We start from the raw sequence: 17,513 nt of genomic DNA on the forward strand, positions 1-17,513 counted from the left end.
CAAATCGGGTAAACGTGGCGGCAGACCAAAGTTTAAAAAGGTTGGTGAATTGCGCTCGTTTGTCTATCCGCGAGTCAACTGTCCTAAAGCCGGAGCGCATCTTAATCATGGTATGTTGAAGCTGTCAAAGATAGGGAAGATGCCAGTTATCATGCATCGTCCTATTCCAGGTGGCTTTACCCTAAAAACTTGCACAATTGTCCACAAAGCTGACGGTTGGTACTGTTCCATTTCCATTCAGGATGAGACGGTACCCGAACCTATGTTATTAGAGGAAGTGAAAACGGCTGTTGGCATTGATGTGGGACTTAAAGAGTTCCTCACCACATCAGAGGGTGAAGCCGTTCCTATTCAGCAAGCCTACCGTAAAACGCAGCCTCACTTAGCTCGTCAACAGCGCAAGTTGGCAAGAAAGGAGAAGGGGTCAAACCGTGCTAACAAACAGAAAAACAAGATAGCCAGAATTCATCAACGTATTGGTAGAATTAGAGAAAACTTTCACTACAACACCGCTCATAATCTTGTCAAAAAGTATGACTTGATTGCGGTGGAAGACTTAAATATCAAAGGACTTGCTCGTACAAGATTGAGCAAATCAATTTTGGATGCAGCCTGGGGAAGGTTCATTACCATCTTGGACGCAGTGGCAGTTAAATGCGGTGTCCGAGTGATAAAAGTAAGTCCTCATGGAACATCTCAAAATTGCTCAAATTGTGGAGTTAAAGTCCCGAAAACTCTATCTATTCGTCTACATGAATGCCATAAGTGCGGATGCAGCATGGATAGAGATGAGAATGCAGCTCGGAATATATTAGACCGAGCCTTAAACTGCGTTCGTCAAATAGATGGGACAGATCCCCAGAATCACGATCCACCCCCAACACTAACTGGGTGAGGTCATTACTACCAATGGAGAAGCCATCAAAGCGTTCAGAGAACTCTTCCGCTAACTCCACATTAGAGGGAATTTCGCACATCACATAGACTTCTAATCCATTTTTCCCCCGCTTGAGTCCATTTTCTGCCAAGACGTGGAGAACCTTATCCGCCTCATCCAAGGTGCGACAGAAGGGAATCATGATAATCACATTATTAAAGCCAATTTCTTCCCGTACCCGTTTCAGGGCACGACATTCCAAGGCAAACCCTTCCCGGTAGCGATCGCTATAATACCGAGATGCGCCCAGGATTTCTTTCCCCGATCGCACCATCTTCTGCACCCCCACCGAAAGTGCTACCTTCAGATGGTCAAAGCCTTGCGCCTGTCGATAACTAATCGCGCGATCGGTAAATAATGAGGCATAACATTTACGACAGGCTTCTAGTAATTCTTCATAGCCAGTAACATTGAGAAACGTTTCCTGTTGACCGGCAAAACTTGCTTCCGGTAAATCCTCAGCCGTCGCGCTACTTCTCGCCGCGATATCTACATCTTGAGTATCATAGCGTTGACTAAGTTGGTCGTAAGCTTCGCGAATTTCCCTGGCAATATCTTCGGGAAATTCGGCGGAATGAAATAGCTTACGGATTGATTTCCCAACTTTGTTACCGTCAACCGAAAATAAAACTATAAAATAGGACTAATCTTCCCTTTTTCTCCCCTCTCCCAAGCTTGGGAGAGGGGCTGGGGGTGAGGGCTGACTTGTGTAATGGCAGTGCTACAAAGCGAAACCCAACCCAACCGTGAAAGACTGAGATTAACTAGCCGTTTGTTTTGATTCCTTGATCATGCGAACCGCTTCTTTAACCATCTGGGAAGCATATCCCCATTCATTGTCATACCAACTCATGACTTTAACTAGATCACCATCAACGACTTGCGTCATGGTTAAATCAACAATTGAAGCATGAGGATCTTGAACGATATCCGATGAAACAATCTGGTCTTCGGAAACCACTAAAACGCCTTGATAACGTTCGCTTCCGGCTTCTTCTTTGAAGATATTGTTAATTTCGTCAACGCTAGTTGACTTGTCAGTGACGAAAATAATATCAGAAATGGAACCAACAGGAATTGGTGCCCGTACTGCTACCCCATCAAACTTGTTTTGATATTGGGGAAGAACTTGGGTTGTCGCCACAGCCGCCCCGGTTGTGGTGGGAACTAAATTAGCCGCAGCTGTTCTACCGCGTCGAAATTTCTTGCTTGGTCTATCCACAATCGCTTGGGTAGATGTATAAGCATGAATAGTTGTCATCATGGCTTTTTACGCTCCATGCTCCCGACAAGCGCTAGCAAGTTGTCACCCTTAACTTTAGATATGTAAAAAGCTGGTTATCGTCTGTCTGTGGGAAGAAATGACCAAGCTATACCGCTCAGACTTTTACCAGATGACACTCTCCGGAAAATTCCACACGTAGCAGAAGGCTTCAGGGCAGAAGGCTTTAAGGAAAAAGTACCCTAGGGCTAAAGGGGATTCCTGTCATCGGATTTGGTATCATTCCCTATTTTGTGAGATGAAGGAAGTGATAATCTAGATAGTGGCTACAATCTCACTTTCTTACCCCAGCGATCTCTCACGCTTGGGTTTTCCTGATTGACATCCTCCCCAGCGTAAACGCAGGGAGATTCCTACCAGAGGGGTTTGGTGATCAAATCCCTGCTCTCGGCAGGCTTCGGCAGCGATACTGCTCTTGGTGGCGTTGATGTTCCCGTCGCCCTTCAGCATTGGCGATCGCACTCCGCATCGCTAAACTTTTGTAACGGTATCTTTCCGATTTACCGATAAATCAGGACAGTTACAGCAGATTTGGTGGTTGATGAGGTACAGTCTCTAAGCAAGATCCCGGACTTCTTCAAGAAGTCGGGGATCTGTCTGTGTACCTCACTGACTTGAAAAGCGCTGTATAAGCTAAAACACATTTAAATTGTGTAAGCTGTTGTGCATTTAAACTTCATATTATTCAGTTTATTTACAATTATTGACACAAATGTAAAGTTTTAATTACATCTATTGAGCATTATGAAAGGATAGTAACCAAATGTATATAAAAAAGATCTGGCAACATCTCAATCTGAGATTTTTCCGAGAAACCTGTGACATTAATCACAGCTAAATGCTTAAGAAATCACAATTTTTTTACGGCATTATCACACTAAATAGTGGCGATAATCACTATATTTTATGGATTAAATTACAATAATTTCCTGAAAAATGGGAGATAATTTAGATGTGATTTGGTTGATTAGTCAAATTGAGTTGAGAGCAAACGGGGAACTAACAATGAGAGTATTTAGCAATTATACAGTCAGCGAAGGAGATATAGAACTTCTGTTAAAAGACACAGATAACAATGAGGACGTATCTTTCGAGGAATGGGATGCAGATGTCTTATCCCAAGACGGGGATGCGGATGCTTTTATCGACGAATGGGATGCAGATTATCCAGTAAGTGATAACAATAGGGAGATCTGGTTTAATGACTGGAAGGAGTTTGAAACAAACTTAGACGACATACTAATTCACTGCCGCGAATGGGAGCTATAAGCTATCCCTAATATTCAACAGCCTTCCATTTATTTTTGTCTCTGACTTAATGAATCAACTTGCCTAAGTTATTACGGGCATCCTCCTGAATTCAATACCTAAGAAGTGACAGCTTTTTGCCGTTAATTTTTCTCATTTCCATTAATCTCAATACCCTAATCTCGAAAAGAAACCTACCTTCATTTTACTTACAGGTTAGGAGAGGGCGGGTTGGGCAAAAATCTTAGTTTTATGTGACACCTTTGATTAAGCGCTTCTTACCCGCCCCAAAAAGCTCCTAAATACTTGTCTTAGATGGAGGAGAGCCAGGTAGAGATAAGGACTCGCGTCTGAAAGCCGGGGAGTTACCTCACCATTTTTTAAATAAACGGATATTGCTAGGGAAATCTCCACTCAGACATGGCTAGAGTTGAGTCCCAACCTTATAGGTTTCTCCTTGTACGCTTACCAAATCTCCTTCAACTAATTTACGCCCACGTCGAGTTTCGATGATGCCATTAACGGTCACATCACCGTCTTGAATCATCAGTTTAGCTTCGCCACCTGTGGACGCTACACCTACCCACTTGAGGAACTGATCTAACTTAATGCTTTGGATGGGGTTGGTCATGCCAAAATAGATAAATCACTGATCTGGAGGGTTAGGTGGTTGGAGATTTATCGGTTTCCGCCTCAGATTCTGATTCAACCTGATCGGACTTGACAAAGTTTAGCGCGGCAGAATTTAGACAGTAACGCTGACCCGTTGGTTCTGGTCCATCATCAAATACATGACCTAAGTGAGCATCACAAGCTGCACAGAGCACCTCAGTGCGACGCATCCACAACGTATTATCGGCTTCATATTTGATGCTTTCTTCATCAATCGGTGTCCAAAAACTGGGCCAACCCGTGCCAGAATCATATTTGGTTTTGGATGTGAACAAGTCATTGCCACAACAGACACATTTGTAGATTCCCGGCTGCTTGTTGTCGTGATACTCCCCGGTGAAGGCGCGTTCCGTTCCCTTCTGTCGGGCTACTTTGTATTGTTCCGGGGTAAGCTGTTGTCTCCACTCCGCGTCACTCTTTTGTACTTTCTGAATCATGGTTTCAGCTTCCTTAACTATGCAAACATCAGGTTAAGCTATCTCTACACCCAACATGATAAGGTGATTCGTTGGCTTAGAGAAAAATTAGCGAGATTTGAGTTCATAACCCACAACTCAAATCTCTACTTTTACTTTCCTACCGTCACCATCGTCCTTAACCGCAAATGCGGCTAAAAGCGTTGATCAAACAGGGAGGCGGTTAGGAAGGCAAATTATTGCTCGCATAAGCATCCATCTTGTAAGCTGGTGTGCGATCGCTGTAATTTGTTTGAGTCCCTGTGATGCTTTACCTCGTGGGACTCCGGCTTGGTGCGATCGAAAAGCGTGCGCGTAGCGCGTAAGCAACCCGGAGGGGGATAGAGGTCAAACCACGCTACTCGATGTAGTAAGGTTTGACAATCCAACTGTTGACACCAATCCGGTATTTCGCTGCAACAATTGAACTTTGGAGGTGGTGAACCTTCCTATCCGTTTCCAATTAGCGTCACTAACCGAAACTTGGGTTTTGGTGTCACCGGAAACGTAACCGTAGTAAGCGATATCTGCTTTAACCGCTTTGACATAATCGCCCTTCCTGAACCCGTGGCGGGTAACTGTGCCACCGTAACCGCGCCGCTTCCCTCCCTTGCCGGGAATCATTAGGTGTAGTTGGCGGCGACACACTGGAGGGCGACTAATCACCGCAAACTGGCACGGTGTAACTTCGATAGACCCTAAGAAGGTGCCACTTATGCCCTGGATCTGGCGATACCGCATAAACTGAGACGCGGCTGTGCAGATACCATCAACGGCATGGGCGGCAGGTGAGGACTCAGCCTTATTCTTGGATTTGGGTAAACCGAGGTACTGTCTCAGGTTGGATGTGTGCCATCCCTCCTGCGTGTGGACGGTATAGCCGTTAGCTTCTAACTGCTCAATCTGCCAGTATTGACCAACCATAGCGGGGCTAAACCCTTTGTCGCCTTTGGCTTTAATCGTCTCAACCACCACATCTGTGAATGGGTAGACCTTTGATAACTCTTGTACTACCCTCAACGCCAACTGTTTATTAGCCCGGATGCTGGGGGGTATCTTATGACCTTTGCGGTTATCGAATCGGTGCTGGCGGTGATTGCGTTGATCAAAGGAAACCTTACGGTTAATCCGTCGCCCTCGTCTCCCGCGCCGCATCATTACCCGTTGGGTCATCCGCTTGGTCACGTTTTTAAAGGGCAAATTTAGGTGGGCTAAAAACAGAGTAGCTTTGGCTGATTGAATCGCAATCCCCGTGAATAGCTTTCCCGGATCAATTCCAGCCACAATATCTTGGGTTTCCTCCCCCGATGGCGGGTTAACTAACTGGACTTGAAAGATGCCTAAGTCGTTATGGGTGACTTTAGCTTTACCAGCTTTTAGCCACCGCCGAACGCGGCTAGCTTTAGCTGGCATTAATGGTTTACCGTCTGGCGATAAAACTGGTACACGAATCATGGATATAAGCCTCTCGTGTAAGTTGTACGTCCCCTCGACCACCGTTAACAAAATGTCCTCTCTTAAAGCGCCTAAACAAGTAGGCTTGCAGTTGATCCGAACTGGGGAAGTATTCGGAAGTGCGTATCAGTTAACGGCGAGCGTGGTCTATTCAACGCTTGCGTTGCCAGTCCTGTCTCTGGCAATCCCTAATCTCAAGCGATAGCTAGATTAGGGTTGTTGAATGGGCTAATCATAATCGTTCTCCTTTGTTGAGCTATTTTGTAAATTTATGTTATCCACAACATAACGAATTATTACAAAAAGTATCTGTGACTTGACTCTGATCCAGGAGTGATGATAATCACTATCCCCAACCCATTTTTTGATCGCGGTGAATGAATTAACAACAGAAGTCTTAGTTGTCGGCGGTGGTACAGGTGGCACAAGTGCAGCCATCCAAGCGGCACGTCGAGGCGTCAAAACCATTCTAGTCAGCGAGTTTTCCTGGCTAGGAGGAATGCTAACGACAGCCGGTGTCTGTGCGCCCGATGGCAATGAATTAGGCGCGTGGCAAACCGGGTTATGGGGCGCGTTTTTGCGAGAACTCCAACAGCGACAGCCCGGAGGACTGGATAATGGGTGGGTGAGTTTGTTTACCTACCACCCTAGAATTGGCGCTCAAATCTTTACAGATTGGGTGCAAGCATTACCCAACCTCAAGTGGATTGCAGGACAAACGCCGTTAGCCGTATTGAAAGCCGGGGACTGTGTAACTGGGGTACGATTTGCTGATGTTGTAATTCACGCCAAAGTCATCCTAGACGCCACGGAATTGGGAGATGTACTGGAATTCGCTGAGATTCCCTATCGCTGGGGTTGGGAGTTGCGATCGCGCTTTGGTGAACCGAGTGCGCCTGTTGCTGACAATGACTTGACTCAACGCTATCCCGTTCAAGCACCAACCTGGGTGGTTATCCTCAAAGATTTTGACACCGATACCGCACCAGAAATTCCGCCCCCGCCTGAATACAAGCCAGAACAGTTTTTTGGGGCGTGGGAGGGTTATGGGGTGGAATCCTTTCTCAATTACGGACGCTTACCAGGGGGACTGTTTATGCTGAACTGGCCCCAATGTGGCAATGATTATGGTGAGGGGGTGGGGCGCTTAGTGGAATCGGATGCATCCCGACAGCAGTTTCTCCAAGAAGCCCGTTGGCATAGTCAAGGCTTTGCCTGTTTTATTCAATCTCAACTAGGACGGCGTTATGGTTTAGCCCATGATATGTTTCCAGAGGCGTCTGTTGGGGGTGGGGCTTACGCCCTACATCCTTATTATCGAGAAAGTCGGCGTCTGGTAGGGATGGTGACGTTGCGGGAACAAGAGATTTTACCGATAACGGGAGGTCAAGTTGCGCCTTTGCCTGTCAATGAGTCAGGCAATTTCACCGGAATTGCTGTGGGCAATTATGCCAATGACCATCATTATCCCGGTTTTACCTTTCCCTTAGCCCCAAAATCCATCCGTTGGGGAGGGCGTTGGACAGGAACACCGTTTACGATTCCTTATGGTTGCCTTGTACCTATGTCAATGGATGGTTTGTTGGTGTGTGATAAAAATATTTCGGTCTCTCACATTGCCAATGGTTCGACGCGGTTGCAGCCTGTAGTAATGAATCTGGGTCAAGCCGCAGGAATGGCGGCGGCGTTGTGTGTGGAACTTGGCTGTCAGCCGAGGGAGTTAGTTGTCCGGCGTATTCAAGAGGCATTGTTGGGCGATACTATTGCCCCGGCTGCTGTGATGCCCTTATTTGACAAATCTCTTGATGATCCCGATTGGCGGTATTGGCAACGTTATTACTTGGATCATCCAGAAGAGTATCCCAGTTCGGGCATGGTTGAGGAGCAGGGGGAGCTGGGGGAGCTGGGGGAGATGGTAGAGAATTTCCCCAATCACCAATCCCCAATCGCTAATCACCAATCACTAATCACCAATCGCCAATCATGTACCTTAATCTATTTCACTGGCATATTCCAACGTCGTGCTGACCAGGATTACATGATTACCCTGAGCGAACCTGAAAATCTTATGGGTCAAATTTGGATATTGATTACGATACAACCGGATGTTAATCAGCAACTCCAGCATTATCCTCATCAGCAACAGCTACAAGGGTGGGGATGTTGTAATCCAGGGGGAAACTGGTTGCTGGTGAACCGTTTGCACTGATCAGGAACTAATCTGCTCCTGTTGCGCTAAAAAGGGCGGGTTTAGTGAGGTTAGGGGTTGTCTCCAAAATGTTATTGGTAAAACCCGCCCCTACAACCTTTCTCTTGCTCCCAGACGTGCCATGGCATCTGTGTACCTCTGCACCCCAATTTCCCTCACCCAAATTGGGAACAAACGAAAGATAAACAGGCTAGTTTACCATTAATCTTCACACAATCCACATTAACTCTGACGGGAATTTTTCCTGAACCATGAGTAAAGAGTCCGTAACAGGGACTAGAAACCCTGACACGGACATCTGCTATGCGCTTTTACACTTCTGTTACGTTAGTGAGCCTGCTTACGCTCTCATTGGCTGTCAATGCTCATGATATTCGCGATCGCTCGGTCTCACGTTTTCAGTCTACTCCTGCCCACTCGCTATTGTCTTTAGTGAAAACTGGAGACGCCGGTCCTCAAGCTCCTGAGACCAATCGCGGTGGACAACGGCGTTTCTTCACCTCCCAAGACACCCTCGCGCCCCAGATTTGTCACCGGGGTAGTGGACGGCGCGAATTTACTTGGGCATAGGTAGTTAGTGCCATTTGATATAATATATACTTTCCTGGAAGAATTATCCCCCCTAGTTGTGACCCATCCAGGGGGTCTTCCAGTTAATGGTATCTCCTGGGTTGTTTATCTTCCGTCGTCTATAATCTAAGGAGAATTTAGACTTTAATATTAGGGTGCTTTAAATTGTTAAGCGCATGTTTTGCTGTTTAAGTTGGACTCGCTGGTTTAGGTGAAGCCGTGGGTTCGTCATTACCTTTTATTCTGTTGTACCCATGCGATGTGACCGCTCCCTAAAATGACTAATCATCTCGATCTGATCAAGAGCCTTAGCCCCAGCGCCATGGATCAGATTATGATATATCTGGCTTTCAGCGCAATGAGAACCAGTGGACACCGACATGGGGCATTTCTAGATGCGGCGGCAACGGCTGCTAAATGTGCGATTTACACGACCTTTTTGGAACAGAGTGAAAATATCCGGATGACCGGACATTTACACCATATTGAGCCAAAGCGGGTCAAGGTTATTGTTGAGGAAGTTCGACAAGCGTTAACCGAAGGAAAATTGCTGAAGATGTTGGGGTCTCAAGAACCTCGGTATTTGATTCAGTTTCCTTACGTGTGGATGGATCAGTATCCCTGGCAACCTGGGCGATCGCGGATTTCTGGCACTAGCCTGCACAAGGAAGAAAAACGAATTCTCGAAGAAAAACTGCCGGATCATCTCCCAGATGCCCAGGTGGTGAGTTCCTTACAGTTCATGGAATTGATTGAGTTCCTGCACAGTCGTTCCCAGGAAGATTTACCCCCAGAACGGCGGGCATCTCTTTCGGAAGCCATGGCGGAGCATATCAAAAGGCGTTTGCTGTACTCCGGAACCGTGACGCGCATTGATTGTCCTTGGGGTTTACCTTATTATGCTCTGACCAGTGCGTCGTATTCGCCCGTAGATGGCAAAGAACGTACCTACACGATGGTGGAGGATACGGCGCAGTACTTCCGGTTGATGAAAGAGTGGGCAGAACGTCAGGACGGTGTGATGCGGGTGTTGGAGGAATTGGATATTCCACCGGAAAATGTTGATCAAGCCATGGCAGAACTGGATGAGATTATTCGCGCTTGGGCGGATAAATATCATCGCGATGATGGTAAAGCGATGGTTTTACAAATGGTGTTTGGTCGGCAAATAGAATAGTTATTTGTCATTGGTTATTCGTCATTGGTTATTTGTCCTTGGTTATTTCTCCGAGGACTTTTTTTGCCTTTTCAGTCAATTCAGGCGAACTCGAAACACTAGCCGAGTGCGATACTGTGCCAGATGACGATAAATAAGATAGCCGCGATCGCACCAATTAAGGTATTGATAAAATTCACGACTTCGTTGGTCATCCATTCGACCTGAGATTGCCAGGTGGCACCAATCACACTTTCTAGGTTAGTGGCAACAAAGGCAGCTAATACACAAAAATAAACACCTGTCAAGTCTATAAAACCAACGCCCCAACCCAGAACCGCGATCGCAGCCGAGGCGACAGCCCCCGCCAGAGTTCCTTCTAAGCTAACTGCACCTTCGGTTCCGGGGGATACAGGTTGTAAGGTGGTGATTAAAAACGTGCGCTTACCGTAAGCTTTACCCACCTCACTGGCGGTCGTATCAGAAAGCTTAGTGGCAAAACTAGCGACGAACCCCAGTAGGAGAAAACTGCGATAGGGTTCATCCAGGAAAAGAACGCCCACCGCGCAAAGCGTACCTGTTAGGGCGGAACCCCATACATTTTCGGGTCCTCTAGCGCCGGAACGCTTTTCCGCGATCCCCGCTGCTTCTTTTTGTGCCATACCGATACGGGTAACGGCTGAACCGACGAGGAAATAAACCATAACAATCAGATACCCTTGCCAGCCTAACGTCCCAAAAATTACAATTCCCAACGCCCAAGCGTGGAGAACTCCAGCGCGGGTGAGGAGTTGTTTGGGGCTCACCCAGGCGATCGCTAATAATACTGTATTTAAGAGGACGGCAATAAGCCAAGAGTTGAGAGAATTGAAGGTTGCAAGCATTTACTAAGTGTTGAGTTTTGAGTGTGTAGGGGCGGGTTTAGGGACTTGGCGCAAGCTATTAATGATAACGTTTGTTCAAAACCCGCCCTGACCGAGTTTTGATTGTGTAGGGGCGGGTTTAGGGACTTAGCGCAAGCTATTGATGATAACGTTTGTTCAAAACCCGCCCTGACCGAGTTTTGAGTGTGTAGGGGCGGGTTTTACTATCGTTTCTCACCTTACAACAGAGGTGACTAAACCTGCCCTGACCCTACCATGGCGTATCTTAAGGGTTAAGAGGACGTTGCCGGGTGTATCGTAGGCGACAGTTTCGGGTATGCGATCGATGGATAACTGTTTAGGGTGATTATTAGGATTAGGCAAAACTTCAAGTAGTAGCGATGAATCCCATTCTCTTCCATTTGGCATTTCCCGTTAGCGATATTGAGCAAACCAAAGACTATTATGGCAGAGGACTCGGCTGTGACATTGGGCGAGAAACCCGTCACGCGGTTATTTTAAACCTCTACGGACATCAACTGGTAGCCCATCTCACTGATGAACCCTTAACGCCACAACGGGGAATTTATCCGCGTCACTTTGGTTTGATTTTTACTGCTGAAGCTGACTGGCAAGCCTTATGCGATCGCGCCCAACAGCAACAGCTTCAATTCTATCAGCAACCGAAGCGACGCTTTCCGGGTGATGTGACGGAACATCGCACCTTTTTCTTACAAGACCCCTTTTATAATTTAATGGAGTTTAAATTTTATGCTCATCCAGAGGCAATTTTCGGCAGTCACGAGTTAGCGGCGATTGGCGATCGGTAACGTTTTGAGGTAACACCTATTATTAAAATAGGGCTAAAGCCCTGACTACGAACTGTTTTGAGGTAACACCTATCATTAAAATAGGGCTAAAGCCCTGACTACGAACTACAAACCTAATTTGCCTGAATTTGATAAAAGGGTTCGGATAAAGCCGTAGCTACTGCTTGCATACTGTGAGGATTAATCACCATACAAGCATGAGCTAAAACGGGAACTTTAACATCTTGACCTACGGGCATTCGTGAACTATTACCCGGAATAATAATAAAATCCCATGGTGTCCAAATTGATGTGAAATTGAGGCGTTCTAACATCTGGACATCTCGGTTTAAATCCTCTAGTAAAGGATTTCCTGGGCGCATTTGCAGGCAGGCGCGACGGTTCAATAGGTAGGCTAACCAGGTGCCGTGATGGGGGGCGGAAATGGTAATGTAACGCTGCACTCGGTCAATTCCACCTAATCGCTGCACATAATAGCGGGTGACGAGTCCTCCCATACTTAAACCGACTAAATCAATGGGTTGGTTGAGGGGGAATGTTTGGTTGATAAAATTAGCTAATTGGGCTGCCATTTGGTCTAAACCCAATGTGGCGTTATTTGGTTTGAGGTCAAGGGAATAAACGGAAAAACCTTGTTTTTTGAGGTAGGGAGAGAGTTTGCGGAAAACTGATGAGGTGCGAAAAATACCGTGAACGAGAATAACTGGGTTTGTCATTGGTTATTGGTCATTAGTCATTAGTCATTAGTCATTTGATGTAGGGTGGGCAATGCCCACCTACGATAAGTAAGCTGTCATGCATTTAAATTGGATATTACACCAAATTCGGATTAGCTACCCCCGTTATAACCCAGTCCGCGCAGGCGGACTTTGTTTGTGTAGCTGCGATTTCAATCGCCTTGACTGAGATGTTGGGTTGACGTAGGAAACCCAACTGCTTCTGGGATAGCGATACACTAAACGATAGTGGAAAAAGCAGGAGGGAAAACGTGGACGTTAAAGCAGCCGTCGCCTACGAAGCTGGGAAACCGTTAACCATTGAAACCGTTCAGCTAGAAGGACCAAAAGCTGGGGAAGTACTGGTTGAAATTAAAGCAACAGGGATTTGTCATACCGACGCCTATACCCTCTCTGGCAAAGACCCAGAAGGACTCTTTCCCGCTATCTTAGGACATGAAGGTGCTGGTGTAGTCGTCGAGGTTGGAGACGGGGTAAAAAGCCTTAAACCGGGCGATCATGTGATTCCGCTCTACACACCCGAATGTCGGAACTGTGAGTATTGCTTAAGTTTCAAAACCAATCTCTGTCAGGCGATTCGGGCAACTCAGGGACGAGGTGTCATGCCCGATGGCACAAGTCGGTTCTCAAGTAATGGCAAAATGCTGCATCACTACATGGGAACCTCTACCTTTGCCAACTATACCGTGTTACCAGAAATTGCCGTGGCGAAAATTCGCGAAGATGCGCCATTTGAGAAGGTTTGTTATATTGGCTGCGGCGTAACTACGGGAATTGGTGCGGTGATTAATACCGCCAAAGTTGAACCCGGTTCCAGAGTTGTGGTATTTGGACTCGGTGGGATTGGCTTAAATGTGATCCAAGGGGCGCGAATGGTAGGCGCGAGTCAAATTGTTGGCGTTGATATTAATCCAGATAAACGGGAATTGGCAGAAAAATTTGGCATGACAGATTTTGTTAATCCCCGTGAAGTCGAGGGAGATTTAGTTCCTTATTTGGTGGAGTTAACTAAAGGTGGAGCTGATTATAGTTTTGAGTGCATTGGTAATGTTAATGTGATGCGCCAAGCCTTGGAATGTTGTCATAAAGGATGGGGCATGAGTGTGATTATTGGAGTAGCTGCTGCCGGACAAGAAATTAGTACTCGTCCCTTTCAATTGGTAACTGGACGGGTTTGGAAAGGAACAGCTTTTGGGGGCGCAAAGGGACGCACCGATGTTCCAAAAATTGTGGATTGGTATATGGAGGGTAAGATTAATATTGATGATTTAATTACCCATGTCATGCCCTTGGAAAAAATAAATGAGGGGTTTGATTTAATGCACCAAGGGGAATCCATCCGCAGCGTGGTTACATTTTAAGGCAGAGCGTAAAAACCTTGTAGGGGCTGCTGAATAAGTGGTGAGGTGAGGGGGAGATGGGGAAGCTGGGGGAGCTGGGGAAGCTGGGGGAGCAAGGGTACATTGTCCCTGAGCAAGATGATGCCATACTTATGAACGATGCTACATTCGTCTGCATCAACTCACCACTTCCGTCGCCAGTTAAAAAAGCTTTCCAGTAGATTTTGTAACATCTTATTACTCTCTAACCGTTGACGTTGCCACTCCTGCGCCGTTTTATAAAGAATCTCTGACATTGTAGGCGAAGCTTGCGACATTTTAGCCAGTGAACCCACTTTAATTTTATGGCGAATTAGTAGCGCGATCGCACCAATTAATTCATCAGCATTTGCTCCCACGATTAATCCACCTAAAATCGTCCCATTCCAACGCAGCACCAGTTTGCAAAATCCCGTCGTTTCCCCGATAATCTGCGCCTTATCCAAAGTTTTAAAATACTGCCGCACCACCCAAACATTCTTGCCATAACGCCGTCTGGCTTGCGCTTCCGTTAACCCCACCCGGGCTAAGGTTGGATCAGTAAAAATTGCCCAAGGAATGCCCTGATAATCCACAGTCCATCGCGGAAAAAATAAAGCATTTTTGATCGCAATACTGGCTTCATATTCGGCAATATGCTCAAATTGATAACCGCCAATCACATCACCACAAGCATAGATGCGAGGATTAGTAGTTTGCAGTTTTGGATTTAGTTTCAACCCCTTTCGGGAAAACTTGACCCCAACTCCTGCTAAATTTAACGATTCAATATTAGGAGTTTGACCCGTCGCCAACAAAATTTCATCGGTTTCAATTGCTCGATTTCCCACTTGCACCCATTTTTTTCCCTCAATCCACTTTATCTGAGTCACCGGACTTTGAGTCAAAACACGAATTCCTTCGGCTTCTAATTGCGCTTGCACCAGACGCGACGCCTCTGCGTCTTCTTGGGGAAAAATAAGAGCCTCACTCACCGCCAGTGTCACCTGGCAATCCAGCCGCGCTAATGTTTGAGCGAGTTCGATAGCATTGGGAGTGCTACCCACAACTAACCAATTTTTCTGTAACTGAAATGGAATGGTTTCTTCTACGTTCTCCGGTTTTCCTAGAGGCGTCGGTTTCGTTACCTTATCGGTTTCTTGAGGAACGGTATCAGTAAAATCTGTCCTGATAACTTTGCTTCTATACTTGTCTACCTGTTTCCAGATATCTCTTGGGGTAAAGTAACGGGTTGTCTCTAACCCATCGATATCAGGAATTTCTGGACAAGAACCCGTTGCAATTAAATATGCCCTTGCCCGTAAGCGTCGATTATTGACAACAAAGCCCAAGTGAGGTAAAAGGCAAAATTCTCCGCCCCCAGAAATGACATGTACACCAAAGGATGCCAAAATTGCTGGAGAAGTGGCTTCAGAACAAGTAGAAACCAACATATCCGCCCATTCCATTGCTTCAGTAATGTGTACAGTAGCAAAATGGGGGAATGACTCCAAGACGAACCCTGGCATGTCTCTACCTTCTTCCCCGGCTTCCTCTGATTTTTTTATCAACTGTTTTTGTAATCCAGGATTATCAGCAATCGAGGGATTTATAGCAGAATTAACCCCAAAGTGAGGCGCTTTCCGTACTTGCTGAAGAACTCGCCCTACCTGCATCAATGCCTTATTGTACAGCACATCTTGACCCAACCCGTTGCTCTGGAGGTTCTCAGGTTCAATCAAGGCAACACGAGCCTTTAATTGAGTCGCAGCCAAGGCAGCATAAGCGCCAGCCCTGCTATTACCAATTACAATAAGGTCATAATCATTTGTCATTTGTCATTTGTCATTTGTCATATTATTTCCGCTTGTCTCTCCAATTCTATAAACTTTTCACGCCAATACTCCCAATTCCTCTGCGTTCCTCTGCGTTAACCTCTGCGTTCCTCTGCGTTAAAAAAAATAATTCTGATTCAGAATTTCTAACTTATAACATCTTTCAAAGCATCTAATAAACATTGATTATCTGCTTGAGTCCGAATAGCGACTCGAAAATAGCGATCGCCTAATTCCGGAAAACTCAAGCAATCCCGAATTAAAATACGATGGTGCTTGAGTAGGTGTTCCTGCAGTTGGGAACAGGAGTGTTCTGACTGTACCAGTAGAAAGTTAGCCGCGCTGGGATAGGGATGTAACCCTGGTAACGATGATAACCCTTGAAACAGATGCGATCGCGCGGCGGGTAGCCAGTCCCAAGTTTGGCGTTGAAATGCCTGATCTTGCACCACAGCAATCGCAGCAGCGACAGCCAAGACGTTTACAGACCAGGGGTCACGCCATTTTTGCCAGCGTTGTAGCCGTTCAGGATGAGCGATCGCATAACCTAAACGGAGTCCAGGCAGACTGTAGAATTTAGTTAGCGATCGCAAAATGACCAGATTTGGATAATCCTGCACCCACCGAATCAAGCTTTGCTGCTGATCCGGTGGCAAAAAGTCCATAAAGGCTTCATCCACAACCACCAAAGCAAATTGTTCCAAGTAAGGCAACAGGCTGGCTTGGTCGAATAATTGACCCGTGGGATTATGCGGGTTATTCAGCAGCAAACCCTGACGTTTGCCAGAAACAAGCGGTAATGTAGGGGCGGGTTTAGGAATTTGCTTGTGGCTATTGATGATAACCTTTGGGCAAAACCCGCCCTGACTGAGTGTTGAGACAAGTCTCTCATCTTCCCCATCTTCCCCGAAGAAAAAACACCCCCTGATTCTGCCATTAAACGCCCTCAGCGCTCGTTGGTAGTCGCTAAAGGCTGGAGTCAAAATAATCGTTTCCTCCAGTTCTGAGAGTTCCCTGGCTGCCCAGGTTAACAACTCAGCCGAGCCATTCCCCGGTAGAATCCAGTCAGGGTTAAGCGTGGGATGGAGTTGACTCAGAGCTACTCGTAACGGGTAGTAATCCGGTGCCGGGTAAGCCACCAAGTCATCTAGATGAGACTCAATCGCCGCGATCGCACATTTTGGCGGTCCCAAAGGATTGATACTCGCCGAAAAATCCAGAATCAGGGAAGGGGAACAACCTACCCGCGCCGCTGCCCAAGCTAGATTTCCCCCGTGAATAGGTCGTTTCAAGGATCACGTCTCCTCAAAATCAGCCGATTGTAGAGACGCGCCATGGCGCGTCTCTACATTCTCTCTTATCTTCACCAATCAGGCTTGACTCACACCCTTACTTGGGAGGGGCAACTTGTTCCTTGAACAGCTTGCCCGCAGAAAACGCCGGAACCTTCGTCGCCGGAATTTCCATCTTATCGCCAGTTTTGGGGTTGCGTCCCTCACGGGCTTTGCGTTCCCGCGATTCAAAGGAACCGAAGCCAACTAAGGTGACTTTATCGCCCTCAGAGACAGCTTCCATAATTGATTCCAATGCCGCAGTTAACACCGCATCCGCTTGTTTTTTGGTCACAGCAGCTTTTTCCGCCACTTTATCTACTAATTCGCCCTTGTTCATCATAAATCTCCTTATTTCTGCGTGAATCAAAGGTCAACGCTTACTCTAACCCATTAGTCTAGAGTTCAGTATTTGACCCCCAAAACCAGGGGTTTCAGGGAAAAATGCCTGAAACACCCACCGGCTCGAAGTTTCACTGCATTATTCTAATGGCTGATTGCCAGATATGGAACGTTGAAACCTTTAAATTATGTAGATTTCGGGATTTTTGAGTATAAATACTGACTATATTTTT

General features: G+C 46.4%; 16 protein-coding genes and 4 pseudogenes. 7 read left to right on the plus strand and 13 right to left on the minus strand.

Translation table 11 applies throughout. The annotated features are described in order from the left end of the window. A pseudogene (locus tag MC7420_RS13535) lies at positions 1–829 on the plus strand (RNA-guided endonuclease InsQ/TnpB family protein); the annotation flags it as partial. A gap of 1 nt (position 830) precedes the next feature. On the opposite strand, the pseudogene MC7420_RS44080 reads toward MC7420_RS13535, so the two are convergent. From MC7420_RS44080 to MC7420_RS41465, 4 genes and pseudogenes are all read right to left on the minus strand, one after another. Next, positions 831–1,184, minus strand: a pseudogene (locus MC7420_RS44080) (putative PEP-binding protein); the annotation flags it as partial. A gap of 24 nt (positions 1,185–1,208) precedes the next feature. Beyond that, positions 1,209–1,571 (minus strand): annotated as a pseudogene (locus tag MC7420_RS44085) (PEP/pyruvate-binding domain-containing protein); the annotation flags it as partial. 126 nt (positions 1,572–1,697) lie between these two features. Continuing rightward, positions 1,698–2,201 (minus strand): Glyceraldehyde 3-phosphate dehydrogenase, C-terminal domain, encoded by a 504-nt coding sequence (locus tag MC7420_RS13540; RefSeq protein ID WP_006101110.1) that lies wholly within the window; start codon positions 2,199–2,201, stop codon positions 1,698–1,700. 300 nt (positions 2,202–2,501) lie between these two features. Next, the gene (locus tag MC7420_RS41465) at positions 2,502–2,669 is read right to left on the minus strand and encodes a hypothetical protein (RefSeq protein WP_198016457.1); all 168 of its coding nucleotides are present in this window, start codon (positions 2,667–2,669) and stop codon (positions 2,502–2,504) included. Between the two features lie 486 nt (positions 2,670–3,155). On the opposite strand from MC7420_RS41465, the gene MC7420_RS13545 reads away from it, so the two are divergent. Beyond that, on the plus strand, positions 3,156–3,488 hold the full coding sequence (locus tag MC7420_RS13545) for a hypothetical protein (RefSeq protein WP_006101192.1): 333 nt from the start codon (positions 3,156–3,158) through the stop codon (positions 3,486–3,488). 403 nt (positions 3,489–3,891) lie between these two features. Here the strand turns inward: MC7420_RS13545 and MC7420_RS13550 are convergent, their stop codons facing one another. The 4 genes and pseudogenes from MC7420_RS13550 to MC7420_RS13560 form a co-directional block, all read right to left on the minus strand. Next, positions 3,892–4,098: an RNA-binding S4 domain-containing protein gene (locus MC7420_RS13550; RefSeq protein WP_006101133.1), complete on the minus strand. Its 207-nt coding sequence runs from the start codon at positions 4,096–4,098 to the stop codon at positions 3,892–3,894. A gap of 31 nt (positions 4,099–4,129) precedes the next feature. Continuing rightward, the gene (gene msrB, locus MC7420_RS13555; RefSeq protein ID WP_006101300.1) at positions 4,130–4,576 is read right to left on the minus strand and encodes a peptide-methionine (R)-S-oxide reductase MsrB; all 447 of its coding nucleotides are present in this window, start codon (positions 4,574–4,576) and stop codon (positions 4,130–4,132) included. Between the two features lie 202 nt (positions 4,577–4,778). Further along, positions 4,779–4,865 (minus strand): annotated as a pseudogene (locus tag MC7420_RS44310) (photosystem II protein, Psb35-related); the annotation flags it as partial. Between the two features lie 77 nt (positions 4,866–4,942). Next, positions 4,943–6,049 (minus strand): RRXRR domain-containing protein, encoded by a 1,107-nt coding sequence (locus MC7420_RS13560; RefSeq protein ID WP_006101055.1) that lies wholly within the window; start codon positions 6,047–6,049, stop codon positions 4,943–4,945. Between the two features lie 364 nt (positions 6,050–6,413). On the opposite strand from MC7420_RS13560, the gene MC7420_RS13565 reads away from it, so the two are divergent. The 3 genes from MC7420_RS13565 to hetR all read left to right on the plus strand — a co-directional run bounded on the left by MC7420_RS13565 (position 6,414) and on the right by hetR (position 10,005). Beyond that, the gene (locus MC7420_RS13565) at positions 6,414–8,258 is read left to right on the plus strand and encodes an FAD-dependent oxidoreductase (protein WP_006101271.1); all 1,845 of its coding nucleotides are present in this window, start codon (positions 6,414–6,416) and stop codon (positions 8,256–8,258) included. 303 nt (positions 8,259–8,561) lie between these two features. Further along, on the plus strand, positions 8,562–8,828 hold the full coding sequence (patX, locus tag MC7420_RS13570; RefSeq protein WP_044207159.1) for a heterocyst-inhibiting protein PatX: 267 nt from the start codon (positions 8,562–8,564) through the stop codon (positions 8,826–8,828). 277 nt (positions 8,829–9,105) lie between these two features. Beyond that, complete coding sequence (gene hetR / locus MC7420_RS13575; RefSeq protein ID WP_044207163.1) at positions 9,106–10,005, plus strand: heterocyst differentiation master regulator HetR; 900 nt, start codon at positions 9,106–9,108, stop codon at positions 10,003–10,005. Positions 10,006–10,103: 98 nt separating this feature from the next. Here the strand turns inward: hetR and MC7420_RS13580 are convergent, their stop codons facing one another. Then, positions 10,104–10,868 (minus strand): TIGR00297 family protein, encoded by a 765-nt coding sequence (locus tag MC7420_RS13580; RefSeq protein WP_006101210.1) that lies wholly within the window; start codon positions 10,866–10,868, stop codon positions 10,104–10,106. A gap of 380 nt (positions 10,869–11,248) precedes the next feature. On the opposite strand from MC7420_RS13580, the gene MC7420_RS13585 reads away from it, so the two are divergent. Beyond that, positions 11,249–11,677 (plus strand): VOC family protein, encoded by a 429-nt coding sequence (locus MC7420_RS13585; protein WP_006101141.1) that lies wholly within the window; start codon positions 11,249–11,251, stop codon positions 11,675–11,677. Positions 11,678–11,790: 113 nt separating this feature from the next. Here MC7420_RS13585 and MC7420_RS13590 read toward each other — a convergent pair whose 3' ends face one another. Continuing rightward, the gene (locus MC7420_RS13590) at positions 11,791–12,393 is read right to left on the minus strand and encodes an esterase/lipase family protein (RefSeq protein WP_006101215.1); all 603 of its coding nucleotides are present in this window, start codon (positions 12,391–12,393) and stop codon (positions 11,791–11,793) included. Between the two features lie 272 nt (positions 12,394–12,665). Between MC7420_RS13590 and MC7420_RS13595 the strand changes: the two genes are divergently transcribed. Then, positions 12,666–13,775: an S-(hydroxymethyl)glutathione dehydrogenase/class III alcohol dehydrogenase gene (locus MC7420_RS13595; RefSeq protein WP_006101086.1), complete on the plus strand. Its 1,110-nt coding sequence runs from the start codon at positions 12,666–12,668 to the stop codon at positions 13,773–13,775. A gap of 161 nt (positions 13,776–13,936) precedes the next feature. Here the strand turns inward: MC7420_RS13595 and MC7420_RS13600 are convergent, their stop codons facing one another. The 3 genes from MC7420_RS13600 to MC7420_RS13610 form a co-directional block, all read right to left on the minus strand. After that, complete coding sequence (locus MC7420_RS13600) at positions 13,937–15,607, minus strand: dihydrolipoyl dehydrogenase family protein (protein ID WP_006101119.1); 1,671 nt, start codon at positions 15,605–15,607, stop codon at positions 13,937–13,939. Between the two features lie 146 nt (positions 15,608–15,753). Continuing rightward, the gene (gene cobD, locus MC7420_RS13605) at positions 15,754–16,899 is read right to left on the minus strand and encodes a threonine-phosphate decarboxylase CobD (protein WP_006101089.1); all 1,146 of its coding nucleotides are present in this window, start codon (positions 16,897–16,899) and stop codon (positions 15,754–15,756) included. 97 nt (positions 16,900–16,996) lie between these two features. Beyond that, positions 16,997–17,278, minus strand: coding sequence for an HU family DNA-binding protein (locus tag MC7420_RS13610; protein ID WP_044207165.1), 282 nt, complete (start codon positions 17,276–17,278; stop codon positions 16,997–16,999). Positions 17,279–17,513 lie beyond the last annotated feature (235 nt).

The organism is Coleofasciculus chthonoplastes PCC 7420, assembly GCF_000155555.1.
GTDB lineage: Bacteria > Cyanobacteriota > Cyanobacteriia > Cyanobacteriales > Coleofasciculaceae > Coleofasciculus > Coleofasciculus chthonoplastes_A.